The organism is Janibacter limosus (genome assembly GCF_004295485.1).
In the GTDB taxonomy this organism is placed as follows: domain Bacteria; phylum Actinomycetota; class Actinomycetes; order Actinomycetales; family Dermatophilaceae; genus Janibacter; species Janibacter limosus_A.
On record NZ_CP036164.1, the window covers coordinates 2,210,464 to 2,225,936 of the forward strand.

At 69.4% G+C, this 15,473-nt stretch carries 16 protein-coding genes; 1 reads left to right on the forward strand and 15 read right to left on the reverse strand.

Annotated elements, in window-relative coordinates; genetic code table 11:
• Nucleotides 1-7 precede the first annotated feature (7 nt).
• The 14 genes from EXU32_RS10550 to rpmE all read right to left on the reverse strand — a co-directional run bounded on the left by EXU32_RS10550 (nucleotide 8) and on the right by rpmE (nucleotide 12,154).
• The gene (locus EXU32_RS10550) at nucleotides 8-919 is read right to left on the reverse strand and encodes a F0F1 ATP synthase subunit gamma (protein ID WP_130629869.1); all 912 of its coding nucleotides are present in this window, start codon (nucleotides 917-919) and stop codon (nucleotides 8-10) included.
• Between the two features lie 132 nt (nucleotides 920-1,051).
• Nucleotides 1,052-2,686, reverse strand: a complete 1,635-nt coding sequence (gene atpA, locus EXU32_RS10555; protein ID WP_130629870.1) for a F0F1 ATP synthase subunit alpha — start codon at nucleotides 2,684-2,686, stop codon at nucleotides 1,052-1,054.
• Nucleotides 2,687-2,756: 70 nt separating this feature from the next.
• Entirely contained in the window at nucleotides 2,757-3,542 is a 786-nt protein-coding gene (locus tag EXU32_RS10560) for a F0F1 ATP synthase subunit delta (RefSeq protein WP_347400273.1), read from the reverse strand.
• Between the two features lie 23 nt (nucleotides 3,543-3,565).
• Nucleotides 3,566-4,216: a F0F1 ATP synthase subunit B gene (locus EXU32_RS10565; protein WP_130629872.1), complete on the reverse strand. Its 651-nt coding sequence runs from the start codon at nucleotides 4,214-4,216 to the stop codon at nucleotides 3,566-3,568.
• 48 nt (nucleotides 4,217-4,264) lie between these two features.
• Nucleotides 4,265-4,474 (reverse strand): ATP synthase F0 subunit C, encoded by a 210-nt coding sequence (locus tag EXU32_RS10570; protein ID WP_174522284.1) that lies wholly within the window; start codon nucleotides 4,472-4,474, stop codon nucleotides 4,265-4,267.
• A gap of 97 nt (nucleotides 4,475-4,571) precedes the next feature.
• Entirely contained in the window at nucleotides 4,572-5,384 is an 813-nt protein-coding gene (gene atpB, locus EXU32_RS10575; protein WP_347400274.1) for a F0F1 ATP synthase subunit A, read from the reverse strand.
• The gene (locus tag EXU32_RS10580; RefSeq protein WP_130629873.1) at nucleotides 5,381-5,764 is read right to left on the reverse strand and encodes an AtpZ/AtpI family protein; all 384 of its coding nucleotides are present in this window, start codon (nucleotides 5,762-5,764) and stop codon (nucleotides 5,381-5,383) included. Before EXU32_RS10580 ends, atpB begins: the two co-directional genes overlap by 4 nt.
• A complete protein-coding gene (locus EXU32_RS10585; protein WP_130629874.1) occupies nucleotides 5,761-6,180 on the reverse strand; it encodes a hypothetical protein in 420 nt (139 codons plus the stop codon). Before EXU32_RS10585 ends, EXU32_RS10580 begins: the two co-directional genes overlap by 4 nt.
• A gap of 118 nt (nucleotides 6,181-6,298) precedes the next feature.
• Nucleotides 6,299-7,435, reverse strand: a complete 1,137-nt coding sequence (locus EXU32_RS10590) for an MraY family glycosyltransferase (RefSeq protein WP_130629875.1) — start codon at nucleotides 7,433-7,435, stop codon at nucleotides 6,299-6,301.
• Between the two features lie 28 nt (nucleotides 7,436-7,463).
• Nucleotides 7,464-8,741: a serine hydroxymethyltransferase gene (gene glyA / locus EXU32_RS10595; RefSeq protein ID WP_130629876.1), complete on the reverse strand. Its 1,278-nt coding sequence runs from the start codon at nucleotides 8,739-8,741 to the stop codon at nucleotides 7,464-7,466.
• On the reverse strand, nucleotides 8,738-9,556 hold the full coding sequence (locus tag EXU32_RS10600; RefSeq protein ID WP_130629877.1) for an L-threonylcarbamoyladenylate synthase: 819 nt from the start codon (nucleotides 9,554-9,556) through the stop codon (nucleotides 8,738-8,740). Before EXU32_RS10600 ends, glyA begins: the two co-directional genes overlap by 4 nt.
• Before the next feature lie 301 nt (nucleotides 9,557-9,857).
• A complete protein-coding gene (prmC, locus tag EXU32_RS10605) occupies nucleotides 9,858-10,733 on the reverse strand; it encodes a peptide chain release factor N(5)-glutamine methyltransferase (RefSeq protein ID WP_130629878.1) in 876 nt (291 codons plus the stop codon).
• Nucleotides 10,730-11,815 carry a peptide chain release factor 1 gene (gene prfA / locus EXU32_RS10610; protein WP_130629879.1) on the reverse strand — a complete coding sequence of 362 codons (1,086 nt, stop codon included), beginning with the start codon at nucleotides 11,813-11,815 and terminating at the stop codon, nucleotides 10,730-10,732. The genes prmC and prfA overlap by 4 nt, the downstream gene beginning before the upstream one ends.
• A gap of 123 nt (nucleotides 11,816-11,938) precedes the next feature.
• Nucleotides 11,939-12,154 (reverse strand): 50S ribosomal protein L31, encoded by a 216-nt coding sequence (gene rpmE, locus EXU32_RS10615; RefSeq protein ID WP_130629880.1) that lies wholly within the window; start codon nucleotides 12,152-12,154, stop codon nucleotides 11,939-11,941.
• A 195-nt stretch (nucleotides 12,155-12,349) separates the two neighbouring features.
• Between rpmE and EXU32_RS10620 the strand changes: the two genes are divergently transcribed.
• On the forward strand, nucleotides 12,350-12,919 hold the full coding sequence (locus EXU32_RS10620) for a GNAT family N-acetyltransferase (protein ID WP_130629881.1): 570 nt from the start codon (nucleotides 12,350-12,352) through the stop codon (nucleotides 12,917-12,919).
• Between the two features lie 248 nt (nucleotides 12,920-13,167).
• On the opposite strand, the gene rho is transcribed toward EXU32_RS10620, so the two are convergent.
• Nucleotides 13,168-15,258: a transcription termination factor Rho gene (gene rho / locus EXU32_RS10625; protein WP_130629882.1), complete on the reverse strand. Its 2,091-nt coding sequence runs from the start codon at nucleotides 15,256-15,258 to the stop codon at nucleotides 13,168-13,170.
• Nucleotides 15,259-15,473 lie beyond the last annotated feature (215 nt).

Below are 15,473 nucleotides of genomic sequence, written 5' to 3' on the forward strand. Positions count from 1 at the left end.
TACCTTCTCACTTGGAATCGGCGAGGGCACTGGCGCCGCCGACGATCTCGGAGATTTCCTGGGTGATCTCGGCCTGGCGGGCCTGGTTGGCCAGCCGGGTGTACTTCTTGATGAGCTCCTCGGCGTTGTCCGTCGCCGACTTCATGGCGCGCTGGCGCGCCGCGAGCTCGGAGGCTGCCGCCGACAGCAGGGCGTTGAAGATGCGCGCGTTGACGTAGCGAGGCAGGAGCGTGTCGAGCAGCTCCTCGGGGTTCGGCTCGAACTCGTAGAGCGGGTAGAGCTCGGCGTCCTCACCGCTCTCGTCCACGGACTCGACGCCCTCGACGACCTCGAGGGGCAGCAGGCGGATGACCTCGGCCTCCTGGTTGACCATCGAGACGAAGCGGGTGGAGACGATGTGGACCTCGTCCACACCGCCCTCCTCGGTCGGCTTGATGAAGTCCGCGACGAGGCGCTCGCCGATCTCGCGGGCGTTCTCGAAGGTCGGCTTCTCGGAGCTACCGGTCCACTCCGCCGCGTACTCGCGCTTGCGGAAGGAGTAGAAGGAGACCGCACGGCGACCGACGAGGTAGGGCACGACCTCCTTGCCCTCGGCCTGGAGGGCAGCGGCGACGCGCTCCCCCTCCCGCAGGACGTTGGAGTTGTAGCCGCCGGCCAGACCACGGTCTGCCGCGACGACGACGAGCGCAGCGCGCGTGACGTTCTCGGGCTCGGTGGTCAGCGGGTGGTCCTCGTCGGAGTACGTGGCAACGGCCGAGGCCGCGCGCGTCAGCGCACGGGCGTACGGCGTGGACTCACGCACAGCCTGCTGGGCCTTGACAACCCGCGAGGCCGCCATGAGCTCCATGGCGCGCGTGATCTTCTTGGTCGCGGTGACGGACCGGATGCGCTGTCGGTACACACGGATCTGTGCTCCCATGTGCTGCCGCCTCTCTGGTGGGTCGTGGTCGGCTGGTGGTCATCGGCTGAAGGGCCGGTGCCGCCGCCTGGTCGGATGCTGCGGTGCTGCTCCCCGGTGGGGCGTCGTCGCCGACGCCCCACCGGTGGTGGATCAGCGCTTCTGCTTGACGATCTGGACCTGCTCGGACTCCTGGGCGTCCTCGCCGGTCTCCTCGTTGGCGACCGGCACGTTGTCCGCGTCGGTCGGGCGGAAGGTCTCGCGGAAGGAGGCGATCTCGGTCTCCAGCGCGGACCGGGTGGAGTCCTCGAACTTGCCGGTCTCCTGGATGCCGTCCAGCAGCTCCCGCTTGTTGCGACGCAGGTGGTCGAGGAACTCGGCCTCGAAGCGCTTGACGTCCTCGACGGCGATCGGGTCGAGCTCACCCGTGGTGCCGGCCCAGATCGTGACGACCTGCTCCGGGACGGGGTAGGGGTCGGCCTGCTTCTGCTTGAGGATCTCGACGAGGCGAGCGCCTCGCGCCAGCTGCTGCTTGGACGCGGGGTCGAGGTCAGAGGCGAACATCGCGAAGGCCTCGAGCGAGCGGTACTGCGCGAGGTCCAGCTTGAGTCGACCGGAGACCGACTTCATCGCCTTGGTCTGCGCGGCAGAACCGACACGGGAGACGGAGACACCCACGTCGATGGCCGGGCGGACGTCGGAGTTGAAGAGGTCGGCCTGCAGGTAGATCTGGCCGTCGGTGATCGAGATGACGTTGGTCGGGATGTACGCCGAGACGTCCCCGGCCTTGGTCTCGATGATCGGCAGACCGGTCATCGAGCCCGCACCGAGCTCGTCGGAGAGCTTGGCGCACCGCTCGAGCATCCGCGAGTGCAGGTAGAAGACGTCACCCGGGTAGGCCTCGCGGCCCGGCGGGCGGCGCAGCAGCAGCGACATCGAGCGGTAGGCCTCGGCCTGCTTGCTCAGGTCGTCGAAGACGATGAGGACGTGCTTGCCCTGGTACATCCAGTGCTGGCCGATGGCCGAGCCGGTGAAGGGGGCGAGGTACTTGAAGCCGGCGGCGTCGGACGCGGGAGCAGCGACGATCGTCGTGTACTCCATGGCGCCGGCCTCCTCGAGCGTGCCCTTGACGGACGCGATCGTGGAACCCTTCTGGCCGATGGCGACGTAGATGCAGCGGACCTGCTTCTGCGGGTCGCCGGTCTCCCAGAACTGCTTCTGGTTGATGATCGTGTCGACCGCGACCGTGGTCTTGCCGGTCTGGCGGTCACCGATGATCAGCTGACGCTGGCCACGGCCGATCGGGGTCATCGCGTCGACGGACTTCAGGCCGGTCTGCAGCGGCTCGTGGACCGACTTGCGGTCGACGACGCTGGGGGCCTGGAGCTCGAGGGCGCGGCGCTCGGCGGACTCGATGTCGCCGAGGCCGTCGATCGGCTGACCGAGCGGGTTGACGACGCGGCCGAGGAAGTTGTCACCGACCGGGACCGAGAGGACCTCGCCGGTGCGCTTGACCTGCTGCCCCTCCTCGATCTTGGAGAAGTCGCCGAGGACGACGACGCCGATCTCGTGGACGTCGAGGTTGAGCGCGAGGCCGAGGGTGCCGTCCTCGAACTCGAGCAGCTCGTTGGTCATGGCCGAAGGGAGTCCCTCGACGTGGGCGATGCCGTCACCGGCGTCGGTGACGCGGCCGACCTCTTCACGGGAGGCCGCGCCCGGGTTGTAGGACTGCACGTAGCCGTCCAGGGCGTCCCGGATCTCCTCCGGACGGATCGAAAGCTCCGTCATGTTGTCTTCTCCTCGTTGCCGGCCGCACTACGGGCCGAATATGTGGTCTGCATGGGATGTCTGAGCGGACTCAGCCGGCCAGGTGGCGCTTCGCCTCGTCGAGACGTCGCAGGATGGTCCCGTCGACGACCTCGTCGCCGATCTGGACCCGGATCCCGCCGATGACGTCCTCGTCGTCGATGATCTGCAGCAGGACGGGCTTGCTGTAGATCTTCTGCAGGGCGTCCGACAGGCGGGTGCGCTGCTCCTGCGTCAGGTCGACTGCGGTGGTCACGACAGCGGTCAGCTGCTGGCGGCGCTCGCCGGCGATGTCGAGGTATGCCTCGATCGTCGCGTCGAAGCGCCGGCCCCTGGGGGCGAGCACGGACTGGCGGGCCAGTCGCACCGTCTCCGGGCGCGTCTTGCCCTGCAGCAGGGTGTTGACCAGCTCGGCCTTGCCACCGGCGTCGCCGAGGCGGTTGCCCAGGGCGTCGCGCAGCTCGGGGTTGCCGGCCACCACCCGCTCGAAGCGGAAGAGCTCGTCCTCGACCTGGTCGAGCGCGCCGCCGGCCTCGGCCCCCTTGAGGGAGGCCTCCACGGCGAACCGCTCGATGGTGTCGGTGAGGTCGCGCTCCCGCGCCCAGCGCTGGGCGACCAGCACCGAGACGACGTCGGAGGCCTGCTTCGAGACCTTGCCGTCCAGCAGTCGCGTGATCAGCTCGGACTTGTCCCTGCCCTCACGGGAGGGGTCGGCGACGCTGCGACGCAGGGTCGCGTTGTCGTCGAGAAGCCCGGTCACGGCGAAGAGCTCGTCCGCCATGACGGCCGGGTCACCGGACATCAGTGCCGTCTCGAAGGACTGACGTCCCTCGATCACGGCGGCGCGCGAAGAACCTCGCATCAGGCGTCACGACCTGCATCGCCGAGGTCGAGCTGACCCTGCTCGGCGGCGGCCGAGGGCGCTGCGGCGGCCCCGACCTTCTCCGGCTGGACCTTGCCCGACTCGAGCTCGGCGAGGAAGGAGTCGATCAGGCCCTGACGGCTCGAGGAGTCCTGCAGCTCGTGACCGACGATGCGCCCGGCCAGGTCGGTCGAGAGACGACCCACCTCGCTGCGCAGCGACACGGATGCCTGCTGCCGCTCGGCCGCGATCTGCTTCTGCGCCGAGTCGGTGATGCGGTTGGACTCGTCCTGGGCCTGCCCGCGCATCTCCGCGACGATCGCAGCGCCCTCGGCGCGTGCGTCCTCACGGATCTTCGCGGCCTCGGCACGGGCCTCGGCCAGCTGTGCCTCGTACTGGGCCTTGGCGGCCTCGGCCTCGGCCTGGGCGTTCTCGGCCTGGGCGATGCCACCCTCGATGGCGGCGTGGCGCTCCTCGTAGGCCTTCTCGAGGTTCGGGGCGACCTTCTTCGCGACGACCCAGAAGAGGATCGCGAACATGACGAGACCGAAGACGAGCTCTTCCCATTCCGGGATGAGGGGCATGGTCTCGCCCTCTCCGCCCGACGCGGCGAGCGCCACGACCGATGACACGGTTGCGGTGATGTGCACGGGTACTCCTAGTTACTGGTGCCGATGTCGAAAGCCGTTACCGGCGAGTCAGAGGACGAAGGCAAGAACCAGACCGAAGATGGCGAGTGCCTCGGCGAGGGCGAAGCCGAGGATGGCGATCGGCTGCAGGAGGCCACGGGCCTCGGGCTGACGGGCGACACCGTTGATGTAGGCGGCGAAGATCAGACCGACGGCGATGGCCGGGCCGATGGCGGACAGACCGTAACCAATGAGGGAAAGCGAGCCGGTGATTTCCACGATGATTCCTCTTTCGTGTTTCTGTGATCCGCCACGGGTTCGTCCCGAGGGGAAGTTCTTGGTGGGCTATGAAGTTGTAGGTCTGGCGTTCCGACGATCAGTGGTCGTCGGCGACCGCTGCGGCGATGTAGCTGGCCGCGAGGAGGGTGAAGACGAAGGCCTGCAGGAACTGCACCAGGATCTCGAAGATGACCATCACGCCCGCCATGAGGAAGGTCGGGACGGACAGGGCCTGCAGGAGGATTCCGTCACCCTGGAGCAGGAAGTAGAAGGCTCCGGTGACGAAGAGGTAGATCACCATGTGCCCGGCGAACATGTTGCCGAAGAGTCGCAGCGCGAGGGTGAGCGGGCGGGTGATGAAGTAGGTGATCAGCTCGAGCAGGAAGACGAAGGGCACGATCCACGCGGGCAGGCCCGGCGGGATCATGTGCTTGAAGTAGCCGCCCAAGCCCATCTTCTGGATGCTGACCCAGTGGTAGACGACATAGACCACCAGCGTCAGGGCGATCGGGAACCCGACCTTGCCGGTGACGGGATTCATCGTCAGGAAGAAGGAACCCGCCAGGTTGTAGAAGAGCACCATCAGGAAGAGCGTGACCAGCAGGGGCACGAACTTCTTGAACTCCTTGGTCCCGATCATGTCGCGGGCCACCGAGTTGCGGGGGAAGTTGTAGACACCCTCGAGGAGCCACTGGCCCTTGCTGGGAACGACGGCGGCGTTCTTGCTCAGCACGATGAGGACGAGCGACAGGACGCCCGTGATGATCGCGGCCCAGGCCATCTGGTTGGTCACCGTGATGGGACCGACCTCGAAGAGGGGCTGCCAGAAGATCGCCGGCGTCGGGGGCTGGTAGCTCTCGCCGCCGCCGGAAGCGGGCAGCAGCGCGGGAGCAAGCGCAGTCAGGGTCACTGAATCTCCTCGTTGTGTGGCTGGGCAGCCGTCGTCGGCCCCTTGCGGGTGTCAACAGTCAGGGGTGCCTGGGACGTACCGTAGCGGAGCCAGATGATGTAGAGCGACAGGGCCATCCCGATGATGATCCCCAGCGCGACAAGGCCGGTCACCTCGAGCCAGCGGTCGGCCAGCAGACCGAGCCCGCCGAAGACGATCGGCCCGGTGATCAGGTAGGCGAGAACCGTCGAGCCCATCGCATCGGCCTTGGCCGTGGGGCTGGGCAGGCTCGGGTCTGCGGTGTACCGCTCGGATCTCGCGGCGGCCTGCTCCGGCGTCGCCGATGCCTTGGTGACCAGACGTGGTGCTGGCACGTGTGCGCGTCGTGCCTGGGCCCTCATGCGTGGCCACCCTGCGGGTAGACCTCGTGGCGGGCACGCACATAGCCGACCAGCTGGCCGACTTGCAACAGCACGACCTCGACCACCGTGGCGGCGGCCGCGACCGGCCCCTGGAGCCAACCCATCTGGGTCAGCACCGCGATGGCAGCGATGAGGACGATGATCTGGCCCATGAAGACCAGGCCTGCACCAGCCATCGAGGCGCCGGGATCACCGGCGACGACGAGCGAGATGGCGATGACGCCCAGGAGCATCACGACGAAGGCGAGCAAGGAGCCGGCCAGTGCACTGAGGGCACCGTCAGCCCCCTTCGCCACGGCTCCGGCGATGGTCAGCAGCGCGGTCCCGACGACCCCGGCAACGAGGACACCTCGGCGCATGCCCTGCACGGGGCTGCGGCGGGAGGTCGACGACATCGGCTCTCTTCGGGACGGGAGCAGGAAGTGCTCGTGGGGTGGCCCGACCGCGATCGGTGGGCGCTTGTGAAAGTTTACACAAGCGCCGGGAGGGCCACCAATCCGCCCACCCGTTGGGTCACGTGTCCACCCGTCGGCCGCCCCGGTCGTACGTCTTGGGCCGGTGACCGGGGGCGGAGAACCGGGGCAGCCAGGTCGTCAGGCCGGCGGCCAGGGCCAGCAGGACCGCTCCCCCGATGCCGGCCACGAGGGGCGGCAGCACGACGAAGCTCACCGATCCCATGGCCATGACGAAGCCCCACAGCCACAGCAGCATGACCGCTCGCCGGTGGCCGTGGCCGATCTTGAGCATCCGGTGGTGCAGGTGCTGGCTGTCCGCCTGCCAGGGGCGCTGGCCACGAGCGGTCCGCCGCACCACGGCCCACACGACGTCGAGCAGCGGCAGCATCATGATCGAGATCGGGACGAGCAGCGGGAGGATCGTGGCCGCGAGCTGGTTCGTGCTCACCTGGGTGGGGTTGATCTGCCCCACGTTGAGGATCGTCGCCGCGGCGAGGAGCAGACCGAGGGTCAGGGCCCCCGAATCCCCCATGAAGAGCTTGGTCGGGAAGACGTTGTGCGGCAGGAAGCCCAGGCAGACCCCGGCCAGAGCGGCAGAGACGAAGGTCGCCGACGAGAAGACATTGGGCGGCGCATAGCTGGCCGAGATGACGTAGCTGTAGATGAAGAAGGCGACCGCCGCGATGGCCACGAGCCCGGCGGCCAGACCGTCGAGGCCGTCGATGAAGTTCACCGCGTTGATGCACAGCACGACGACGAAGACGGTCAGCAGCACGAGGATCGGCGCTGGCAGCACGGTGACCACCCCGAGAGGCAGGGAGAAGAACTGCACCCCGCCGAAGGCGATGGCGGCCGCCGCGACGATCTGCCCGCCCAGCTTGGTCAGGGCATCGAGCTCGCGGATGTCATCGATGGCCCCGACGAGGCAGACGACGCCCGCACCGATGAGGATCCCGATGAGCTCGCCCGAGTCGAAGACCTGCCGCAGGAAGGGCATCCGCCACGCGACGAGCGTGGCGGCGGCGTAGCCGAGGAACATGGCCACGCCGCCCAGCCGGGGCATCGGCACGACGTGCACGTCCCGCTCACGCACCTCGGTGAAGGCGCCCAGACGGATCGCCGCCGCCCGCATGAGCGGGACGAGCAGATAGGTCGTCGCGAGCGCGACGAGGAAGACGAAGACGTACTCCCTCATGGCGCCCCTGCTCCTGCTCCGAGCAGGATCAGCGCGGGTAGGCGGGGAAGCGGGTGACCAGGTCGGTCACCTGAGCACGCACCTCGCGCGACACCTCGTGGTCGGGGTCGGCGTCGCCCGTGGTCACGGCCGTGTGGATGAGCTCGGCGATCTTGACCATCTCGTCGGCGCCCATGCCCTGCGTCGTGACGCACGGGGTGCCCACGCGGATGCCCGAGGCGATCGAGGGCTTCTGCGGGTCGTTGGGGATGGCGTTCTTGTTGAGGGTGATGCCGGCCGCGTCGCAGCGCGCCTCGGCGTCGACACCGGTGACGCCCACGCCCTGCAGGTCGAGCAGCGCCAGGTGCGTGTCCGTGCCACCGGTCGTGGGGCGGATGCCGCGGGCGAGCAGCTCCTTGGCCAGGACCTGCGAGTTGGCGATGACGTCCTTGGCGTACTGCTGGTACTCGGGGGTCGCGCACTCCTTGAAGTTGACCGCCTTGGCCGCGATGGTGTGCATCTGCGGCCCGCCCTGCATCATCGGGAAGATCGCCTTGTCGAGCGCCTTGGCGTGCTCCTCCTTGCACACGAGGGCACCCGAGCGGGGGCCACGCAGCACCTTGTGGGTGGTGAAGGTCACGACGTCGGCGTGGGGCACGGGGCTCGGGATCGCCTTGCCGGCCACCAGGCCGATGAAGTGGGCGGCGTCGACCCACATGATCGCGCCGACCTCGTCGCAGATCGCGCGGATCCGCTCGAAGTCGATCAGTCGCGGGATCGCCGAGCCGCCCGAGCAGATGACCTTGGGCCGGTGCTCCTTGGCCAGGCGCTCCATCTCGTCGTAGTCGACGTCCTCGGTCTCGGGGTGGACGCCGTAGTGGACTGCGTCGAACCACTTGCCGGAGAAGGAGACCTTGGTGCCGTGGGTCAGGTGCCCGCCGTGCGGCAGGGACATCGCCAGGATCTTCTCACCCGGCTGCAGGAAGGCGCCGTAGACGGCCTGGTTGGCGCTGGCACCGGAGTGGGCCTGCACATTGGCGTGCTCGGCGTCGAGGAGGCTCTTGGCCCGCTCGATCGCGAGGGTCTCGGCCTTGTCGACCTCGGAGCAGCCCCCGTAGTAGCGACGCCCCGGGTAGCCCTCTGCGTACTTGTTGCTCAGCGTCGACCCGAGCGAGGTCAGGACCTCCGGGGAGGAGATGTTTTCGCTGGCGATGAGCTGCAGCCCGCCGCGGATGCGGTCGAGCTCGCTGGTGAGCACACCCGCGATCTCCGGGTCGAAGGCGCTCAGGGCGCCGAAGTCGGAGCCGTAGAAGGTGTCGTCGGTCATCGCGGGGCCTCCGTGTCGGGGGTGGGGTCTGTGGACGGGTCGTCCGGGGTGTCACTGCTCGAAGGGAGATCCTCCCACTGCTGCGGGTCGGCAGCATCGGTGGTCTCGTCAGCTTCGGTGGTCTCGCCACCATCGGTGGTCTCGTCAGCTTCGGTGGTCTCGTCAGCATCGGCGATCTCGTCGAAGCCGGCCCCGAGGATCTCCTCGAGGCGCTCACGTGCGATGGCGCCCTCGCGCAGGACGACCGGGGTCTCCCCCGTGCAGTCGATGATCGTCGACGGCTCCTGGGAGGTGCGCGGACCACCGTCGAGGTAGACGCTGACGGCCGGGCCGAGCTGCACGGCCGCGTCCGTGATCGTGGTCGCGGCGGGCTCACCCGTGCGGTTGGCGCTCGTGACGGCCATCGGGCCGGTCTCGCGCAGCACCTCGAGGGCGACCTCGTCGTCGGGCATGCGCAGCGCCACGGTGCCGGCGGTCTCCCCCAGGTCCCAGTGGAGGGAGGGCTGGGCGAGCAGCACGAGCGTCAGCGGGCCGGGCCACAGCTCGTCGACGAGCCGGCGGGCCCAGTCGGGCACGGCGCGGGCGAGACCGTCGATCGTGCGCACATCGGGGATGAGGACGGGCGGCGGCATCTCGCGCCCCCTCCCCTTGGCGGCCAGGACGTCGGCGACCGCGGACGCGTCGAAGGCGTCGGCCCCGATGCCGTAGACGGTGTCGGTGGGGATGACGACGACCTCACCCCGGCGGACGGCGTCGACCGTGGCGGCGACACTCTCCGCGCGGTCGCTGGAGGTCGCATCGACGACAGGACTCATGCGCCCACCCTATGCCGCCGACCGGCAGTTCCTCGCGCGTGCCACGCATGCGGACACCGCGGGCGGGGTAGGTGGTTGTGCGACCTGCCCTCACCCACCGGCCCATGGAGGAAGACATGCGTGGATCCAGTCTCATCTGGACGATCGTCGGCGTGCTGCTGATCATCGCCCTGCTCATCTTCATCTTCTGAAGAACCCAGCACGAAGGGGGTCCGGCCACGCGGCCGGACCCCCTTCGTCGTGTGCGGTCACCCCGAGCGGTCACGCCGAGCGGTCACCCCGAGCGGTCACGCCCATGCGGTCACCCTCGACGGGCGGTGGTCGTCCGAGGACGTCCGGCCAGGTCTGCATGGTCGGCGACCTCGACCCAGGCGCCGGTGCCGGCGAGCGCCCGCGGCAGGCTCTGGCCCTGGCTGTCGGCGTGCTCCATGACGAGCAGGCCGCCGGGACGCAGCAGCCTGGCTGCGGTGGCGGCGACCCCGAGCGGGATCCGCAGCCCGTCCTCGCTGCCGCCGTAGAGCGCCAGGTCCGGGTCGTGCTCGGCGACCTCGGGCTCGAGCGGCACCATCCCGACGGGGACGTACGGCGGGTTGCTCACGACGACGTCGACCCGACCGACGAGGTCGGCGAGCCCGGGCACGCTCCCGGGGTCCGCGGTCGCGTCGGCGGCCACGAGGGTCACCGACACCCCCGTCGACTCGACATTGCGCGCGGCCCAGGCGAGCGCGAGGTCACTGAGCTCGACGGCGGTCACCTCGGCCGTCGGCGCCTCGTCCGCGACGGCGAGCGCGAGCGCACCGGAGCCGGTGCACAGGTCGACGACGAGCGGCGCATCGATGCCGGCGAGGGCGGCGAGCACGTGGTCGACCGCCTGCTCGGTCTCCGGCCGGGGGACGAAGACGCCCGGCCCGACGTGCAGCTCCAGCCGGCGGAAGGGAGCGGTGCCGGTCAGGTGCTGCAAGGGCACCCGGGTGGCGCGCTCCTCGACGAGGGCGGTGAAGCGCTCCGCGAAGCCGGAGCCGGGCACCGCCTCGAGGATCATCCGGCGCTCCACCTCACCGCGGTCGCAACCCAGCGCGTGGGCGGCGAGGAGGAGAGCGTCGATGCGAGGGGTGGGGACACCCCCTTCGTCCAGCGTGGCGGTGGCCGCATCGACCTGCGAGCGAAGGGAGGTCACTCCCCTCCTCCTGCGAGGGCCGCGAGCCGCGCCTCCTCGTCGGCGCGCACCGCGGAGTCGATGATGGCGTCCATGTCGCCGTCGAGGACGGAGTCGAGGTGGTGGGCCTTGAAGCCGGTGCGGTGGTCGCTGATCCGGTTCTCCGGGAAGTTGTAGGTGCGGATCCGCTCGGAGCGGTCCACCGTGCGCACCTGCGACGAGCGGGCCTCCTTGGCCTCCGCGGCGGCCTCGTCCATCGCCATATGGTGCAGCCGGGCGCGCAGCACGCGCATCGCCGACTCCTTGTTCTGCAGCTGGGACTTCTCGTTCTGGCAGGAGACGACCGTGCCGGTGGGCAGGTGGGTGATCCGTACCGCGGAGTCGGTCGTGTTGACCGACTGCCCGCCGGGGCCGGAGGAGCGGTAGACGTCGATCTTCAGGTCGTTGGGGTCGAGCACGACCTCCGTGGTGTCCTCGACGTCAGGCATGACCCACACGCCGGCAGCGGAGGTGTGGATGCGGCCCTGGCTCTCGGTGACGGGGACACGCTGGACGCGGTGGACTCCCCCTTCGTACTTCAGGCGGGCCCACGGCGCGGAGCCCGGCTCGACGGCGCCCTTGGCCGAGACGGCCACCCGCACGTCCTTGTACCCGCCCAGGTCGGACTCGGTGGCGTCGAGCAGGCGGGTCTTCCAGCCGCGCTTCTCGGCGTGCCGCAGGTACATCCGCAGCAGGTCACCGGCGAAGAGGGCCGACTCCTCGCCCCCTTCGCCCGCCTTGATCTCGAGGATCACGTCGAGGTCGTCGTCGGGGTCGCGGGGGATGAGCAGGCGACGGATCCGGTCCTCGAGGTCGCTCACGGTCTGCTCCAGCTGCGCGACCTCCTCGGCGAAGGCGGCGTCCTCGGCGGCCAGCTCACGGGCGGCCTCGAGATCCCCGCTCGCCTCGTCGAGCTCGCGCTGGGCGGTGACGACGGGGGTCAGCTCCGCATAGCGGCGGTTGACCCGGCGCAGCCGGTCCGGGTCGCCGATGACAGCCGGGTCGGCGAGCGAGGTCTCCAGCTGGGCGTGCTCGGCGAGCAGGCTCTCGACGGACTCGAGCACGGGGACCTCCGGGTCGTGGTGCGGGCGGGTGGTGGCCCGCGGGCGCAGCTGCGGGTGGACGTGCGGGTGGAAACACGGATGCGCCGGTCAGCCCGCGTGGGGCTGACCGGCGCATCGGAGGAACTACTTGGCCTCGGCCTTGCCGTAGCGCTTCTGGAAGCGGGCCACGCGGCCACCGGTGTCCATGATCTTCTGCTTGCCCGTGTAGAAGGGGTGGCACTGGCTGCACACCTCAGCCTTGATCTGGTGGTCCGGCTTGGTGCTGCGGGTGGTGAAGGTGCTGCCGCAGGTGCACGTGACGACCGTGCTCTCGTACGTGGGGTGGATGTCCTTCTTCACGTGGTACTCCTTGAGTCTGAGTCGTCCGGGTCGGCGTTGCGCCCTCGCTGGGCCGACAACTGCGGGCTCTGTGCCGCGTGCCGTGAACCGGACCGCCTGTGAATTGTGCCAGACGTGACACAAGGGTCCAAACACACGACCAGGGGTCCTTGTTCCCGTCGTCGTCCGGGCGTCGTCGTGCGGCAGGATGGGGTCATGGCACCACGTCCCCGCCGCCTGCCTCGCCGCACTCCCCGCGATCGAGGAAGGGAGCCGGCCCCCGGGCCCGTCGAGGGCTCGGTGATCCGCCCGGCGGTCCCCGGTGACATCGCGACGATCATCGCCCTGCGGGCGCTGATGTTCGAGGCCATGGGGACCTCCGCAGAGGCGATCTCCGACATCGACTGGCAGCAGGACGCCTCGCGCTGGCTGCAGCAGCACCTCACGGACGAGCGCGTGCACGTCGTCGTCGCAGAGGCCAACGGCACGGTCGTCTCGTGCGCCATCGGGCAGGTGCTCGACCTGATGCCCTCACCGACCCGCACCAGGGGTGGCGGGCTCGTCACCAACATCGCGACCTTCCCCCGGCACCGCCGGCTCGGCTTCACCCACGCGGTCCTGGAGGCGCTGCTCGGGTGGTTCGAGGAGGAGACCGACGTCGAGGTCGTCACCCTCAACGCCACCGAGGCCGGACGCGACATCTACGACCAATTCGGCTTCGTCGCCTCGACCTTCCCCGAGATGCGGCTGCGTCTGGAGCGCCCGGCCGAGCCCGACGAGGACTGAGGACTGCTCCCCCTTCGGCCGGGGCAGGTGACACCCCGGGGCGGACAACCGAGGGCCCACCGACACCCGAGGGCCCACCGACACCCGAGGCAGGTCACGTCATGCAGCTAGATCCAGGATTTCGTGCATGACGTGACCTGCCTCGGCCTTGGGGTGAGCGGGCTCGGCCTTGGACGGACATGACGAAGGGGGTCGACCCGCAACGTGGTGCGGGTCGACCCCCTTCGTCGCGACTGGGGCGAGAACCGTCAGGCGCTCTCGTCCTCGTCGCCGAGCTTGATCGAGCTGGTCGCTGCGACCTGCGAGAGGAACTCGTAGTTCGTCTTGGTCTTGCGCAGCCGGTCCAGGAGCAGCTCCACACCCTGCTGGGTGTCGAGCGCGGCGAGGACGCGACGCAGCTTCCACATGATCCGCAGCTCCTCGGGCGCGAGGAGGATCTCCTCGCGACGGGTGCCGGAGGCGTTGACGTCGACCGCCGGGAAGATCCGACGGTTGGCCAGGCCACGGTCGAGCTTGAGCTCCATGTTGCCGGTGCCCTTGAACTCCTCGAAGATCACCTCGTCCATGCGCGAGCCGGTCTCGACGAGCGCGGTGGCGAGGATGGTGAGCGAGCCACCGTTCTCGATGTTGCGCGCCGCACCGAAGAACTTCTTCGGCGGGTACAGCGCAGCGGAGTCGACACCACCGGAGAGGATGCGACCGCTCGCCGGCGCGGCGAGGTTGTAGGCGCGGCCGAGCTTGGTGATCGAGTCGAGCAGCACGACGACGTCGTGGCCCATCTCGACGAGACGCTTGGCACGCTCGATGGCCAGCTCGGCGACCGTGGTGTGGTCCTCGGCCGGACGGTCGAAGGTGGAGGCGATGACCTCACCCTTGACCGCGCGCTGCATGTCGGTGACCTCCTCGGGACGCTCGTCGACGAGGACGACCATGAGGTGGCACTCAGGGTTGTTCGTCGTGATCGCGTTGGCGAGGGACTGCATGACCATCGTCTTGCCGGCCTTGGCCGGGGCGACGATGAGGCCGCGCTGGCCCTTGCCGATCGGGGCGACGAGGTCGATCATCCGGGTGGTGAGGATGTTGGACTCGGTCTCGAGGCGCAGCCGCTCCTGCGGGTAGAGCGGCGTCAGCTTGCCGAACTCCTGACGCTTCTTGGCGTCCTCGGCCGTCATGCCGTTGACCGTCTCCAGCTTGGCCAGGCCGTTGAACTTGCCGCGCTGACCCTTGCTGTTGACGGTGTGCTGCTGCGACTCCTCGCCCTCGCGAGCGGCCTTGACCTGGCCGGTGACGGCGTCACCCTTGCGCAGGCCGTTGCGCTTGACCATGCCGAGCGGCACGTAGACGTCGGTCGACCCGGGCAGGTAGCCGGAGGTGCGCACGAAGGCGTAGTTGTCGAGGACGTCGAGGATGCCGGCCACGGGGACGAGCACGTCGTCCTCGTGGATCTGCGGCTCGTTGTCGTCGAACTGCTGACCGCCACCACGACGCTTGTCACGGTTGCGGTTGCGATTGCGGTTGCGGCTGCGGCGGCCGCCCCGCTCGTCGTCGCCGTACTGGTCGTTGCCGCCCTGGTTGCGGTTGCCCGCGCCCTGGTTGCGGTTGCCGCCCTGGGAGTCGTCGGTGCGACCACCCTGGGTGCGGTCGTTGCCGCCCTGGTTGCGGTTGCCGCCACCCTGGTTGTCGTCGGTGCGACCACCCTGGGTGCGGTCGTTGCCGCCCTGGTTGCGGTCGTTGTTGCGACCACCCTGGCTGCGGTTGCCGCCCTGGGTGTCGTCGGTGCGACCGCCCTGGTTGCGGTTGCCGCCCTGGGTGCGGTCGTTGCCGCCCTGGGAGTCGTCGGTGCGACCACCCTGGGTGCGGTCGTTGCCGCCCTGGTTGCGGTTGCGCTCGCCGCCGCGGTCCTCGCCGCGCTCGCGACGCGGCTGCTCGCGGCCACCGGACTGGGCATCGCCCTCGGTGCGCGCGGAGGTCTCGGCGTTCTTGTCAGCGGCCTTGTCGGCAACCCGGGCCGCGCCCTTGTCGGCAACCGGGGCCGCGCTCTGGTCGGCGGCAGCGGACTGCGCGGGCTTGTCGACAGTCGTGTCGGCCGGGGCCTTGCGCTCCGTCGTGGCCTGCGGAGCCTGGGCGGGAGCCGAGGAGCCGGCGGGCGCAGAGGAGCCCGACTGCTTCGCCCGGATGGCGCTGACGAGGTCGCTCTTGCGCATCTTGGCGGTGCCGGTGATCCCCATGCTCGAAGCGAGCTGCTGGAGCTGGGCGAGGCGCATGGCGCTGAGTGCGCCGGATCGGCGGGGCTGGTCCGCGGCTGCGGCAGCGGTGTCGCCAGTGGTGGTGTCGGTCACGAAGGACCCTTTCCCTCGTAGGGCTTGTCGATGGGCAAGCCTGATGAGTCCCGTCAAGAGCGGGAATTCTGGTGATGTACCCCACGACCGTGCGTCGCACCCGTGACGAGCGAGACGCTCACGTGGGGGAAGCTCCTGCCCGTACGTGCCACTCGACTGGTTGGTCGATGCACCGGGCTCACTGAAGCGTCTTCAATGTATCACTGCAGCCCGGC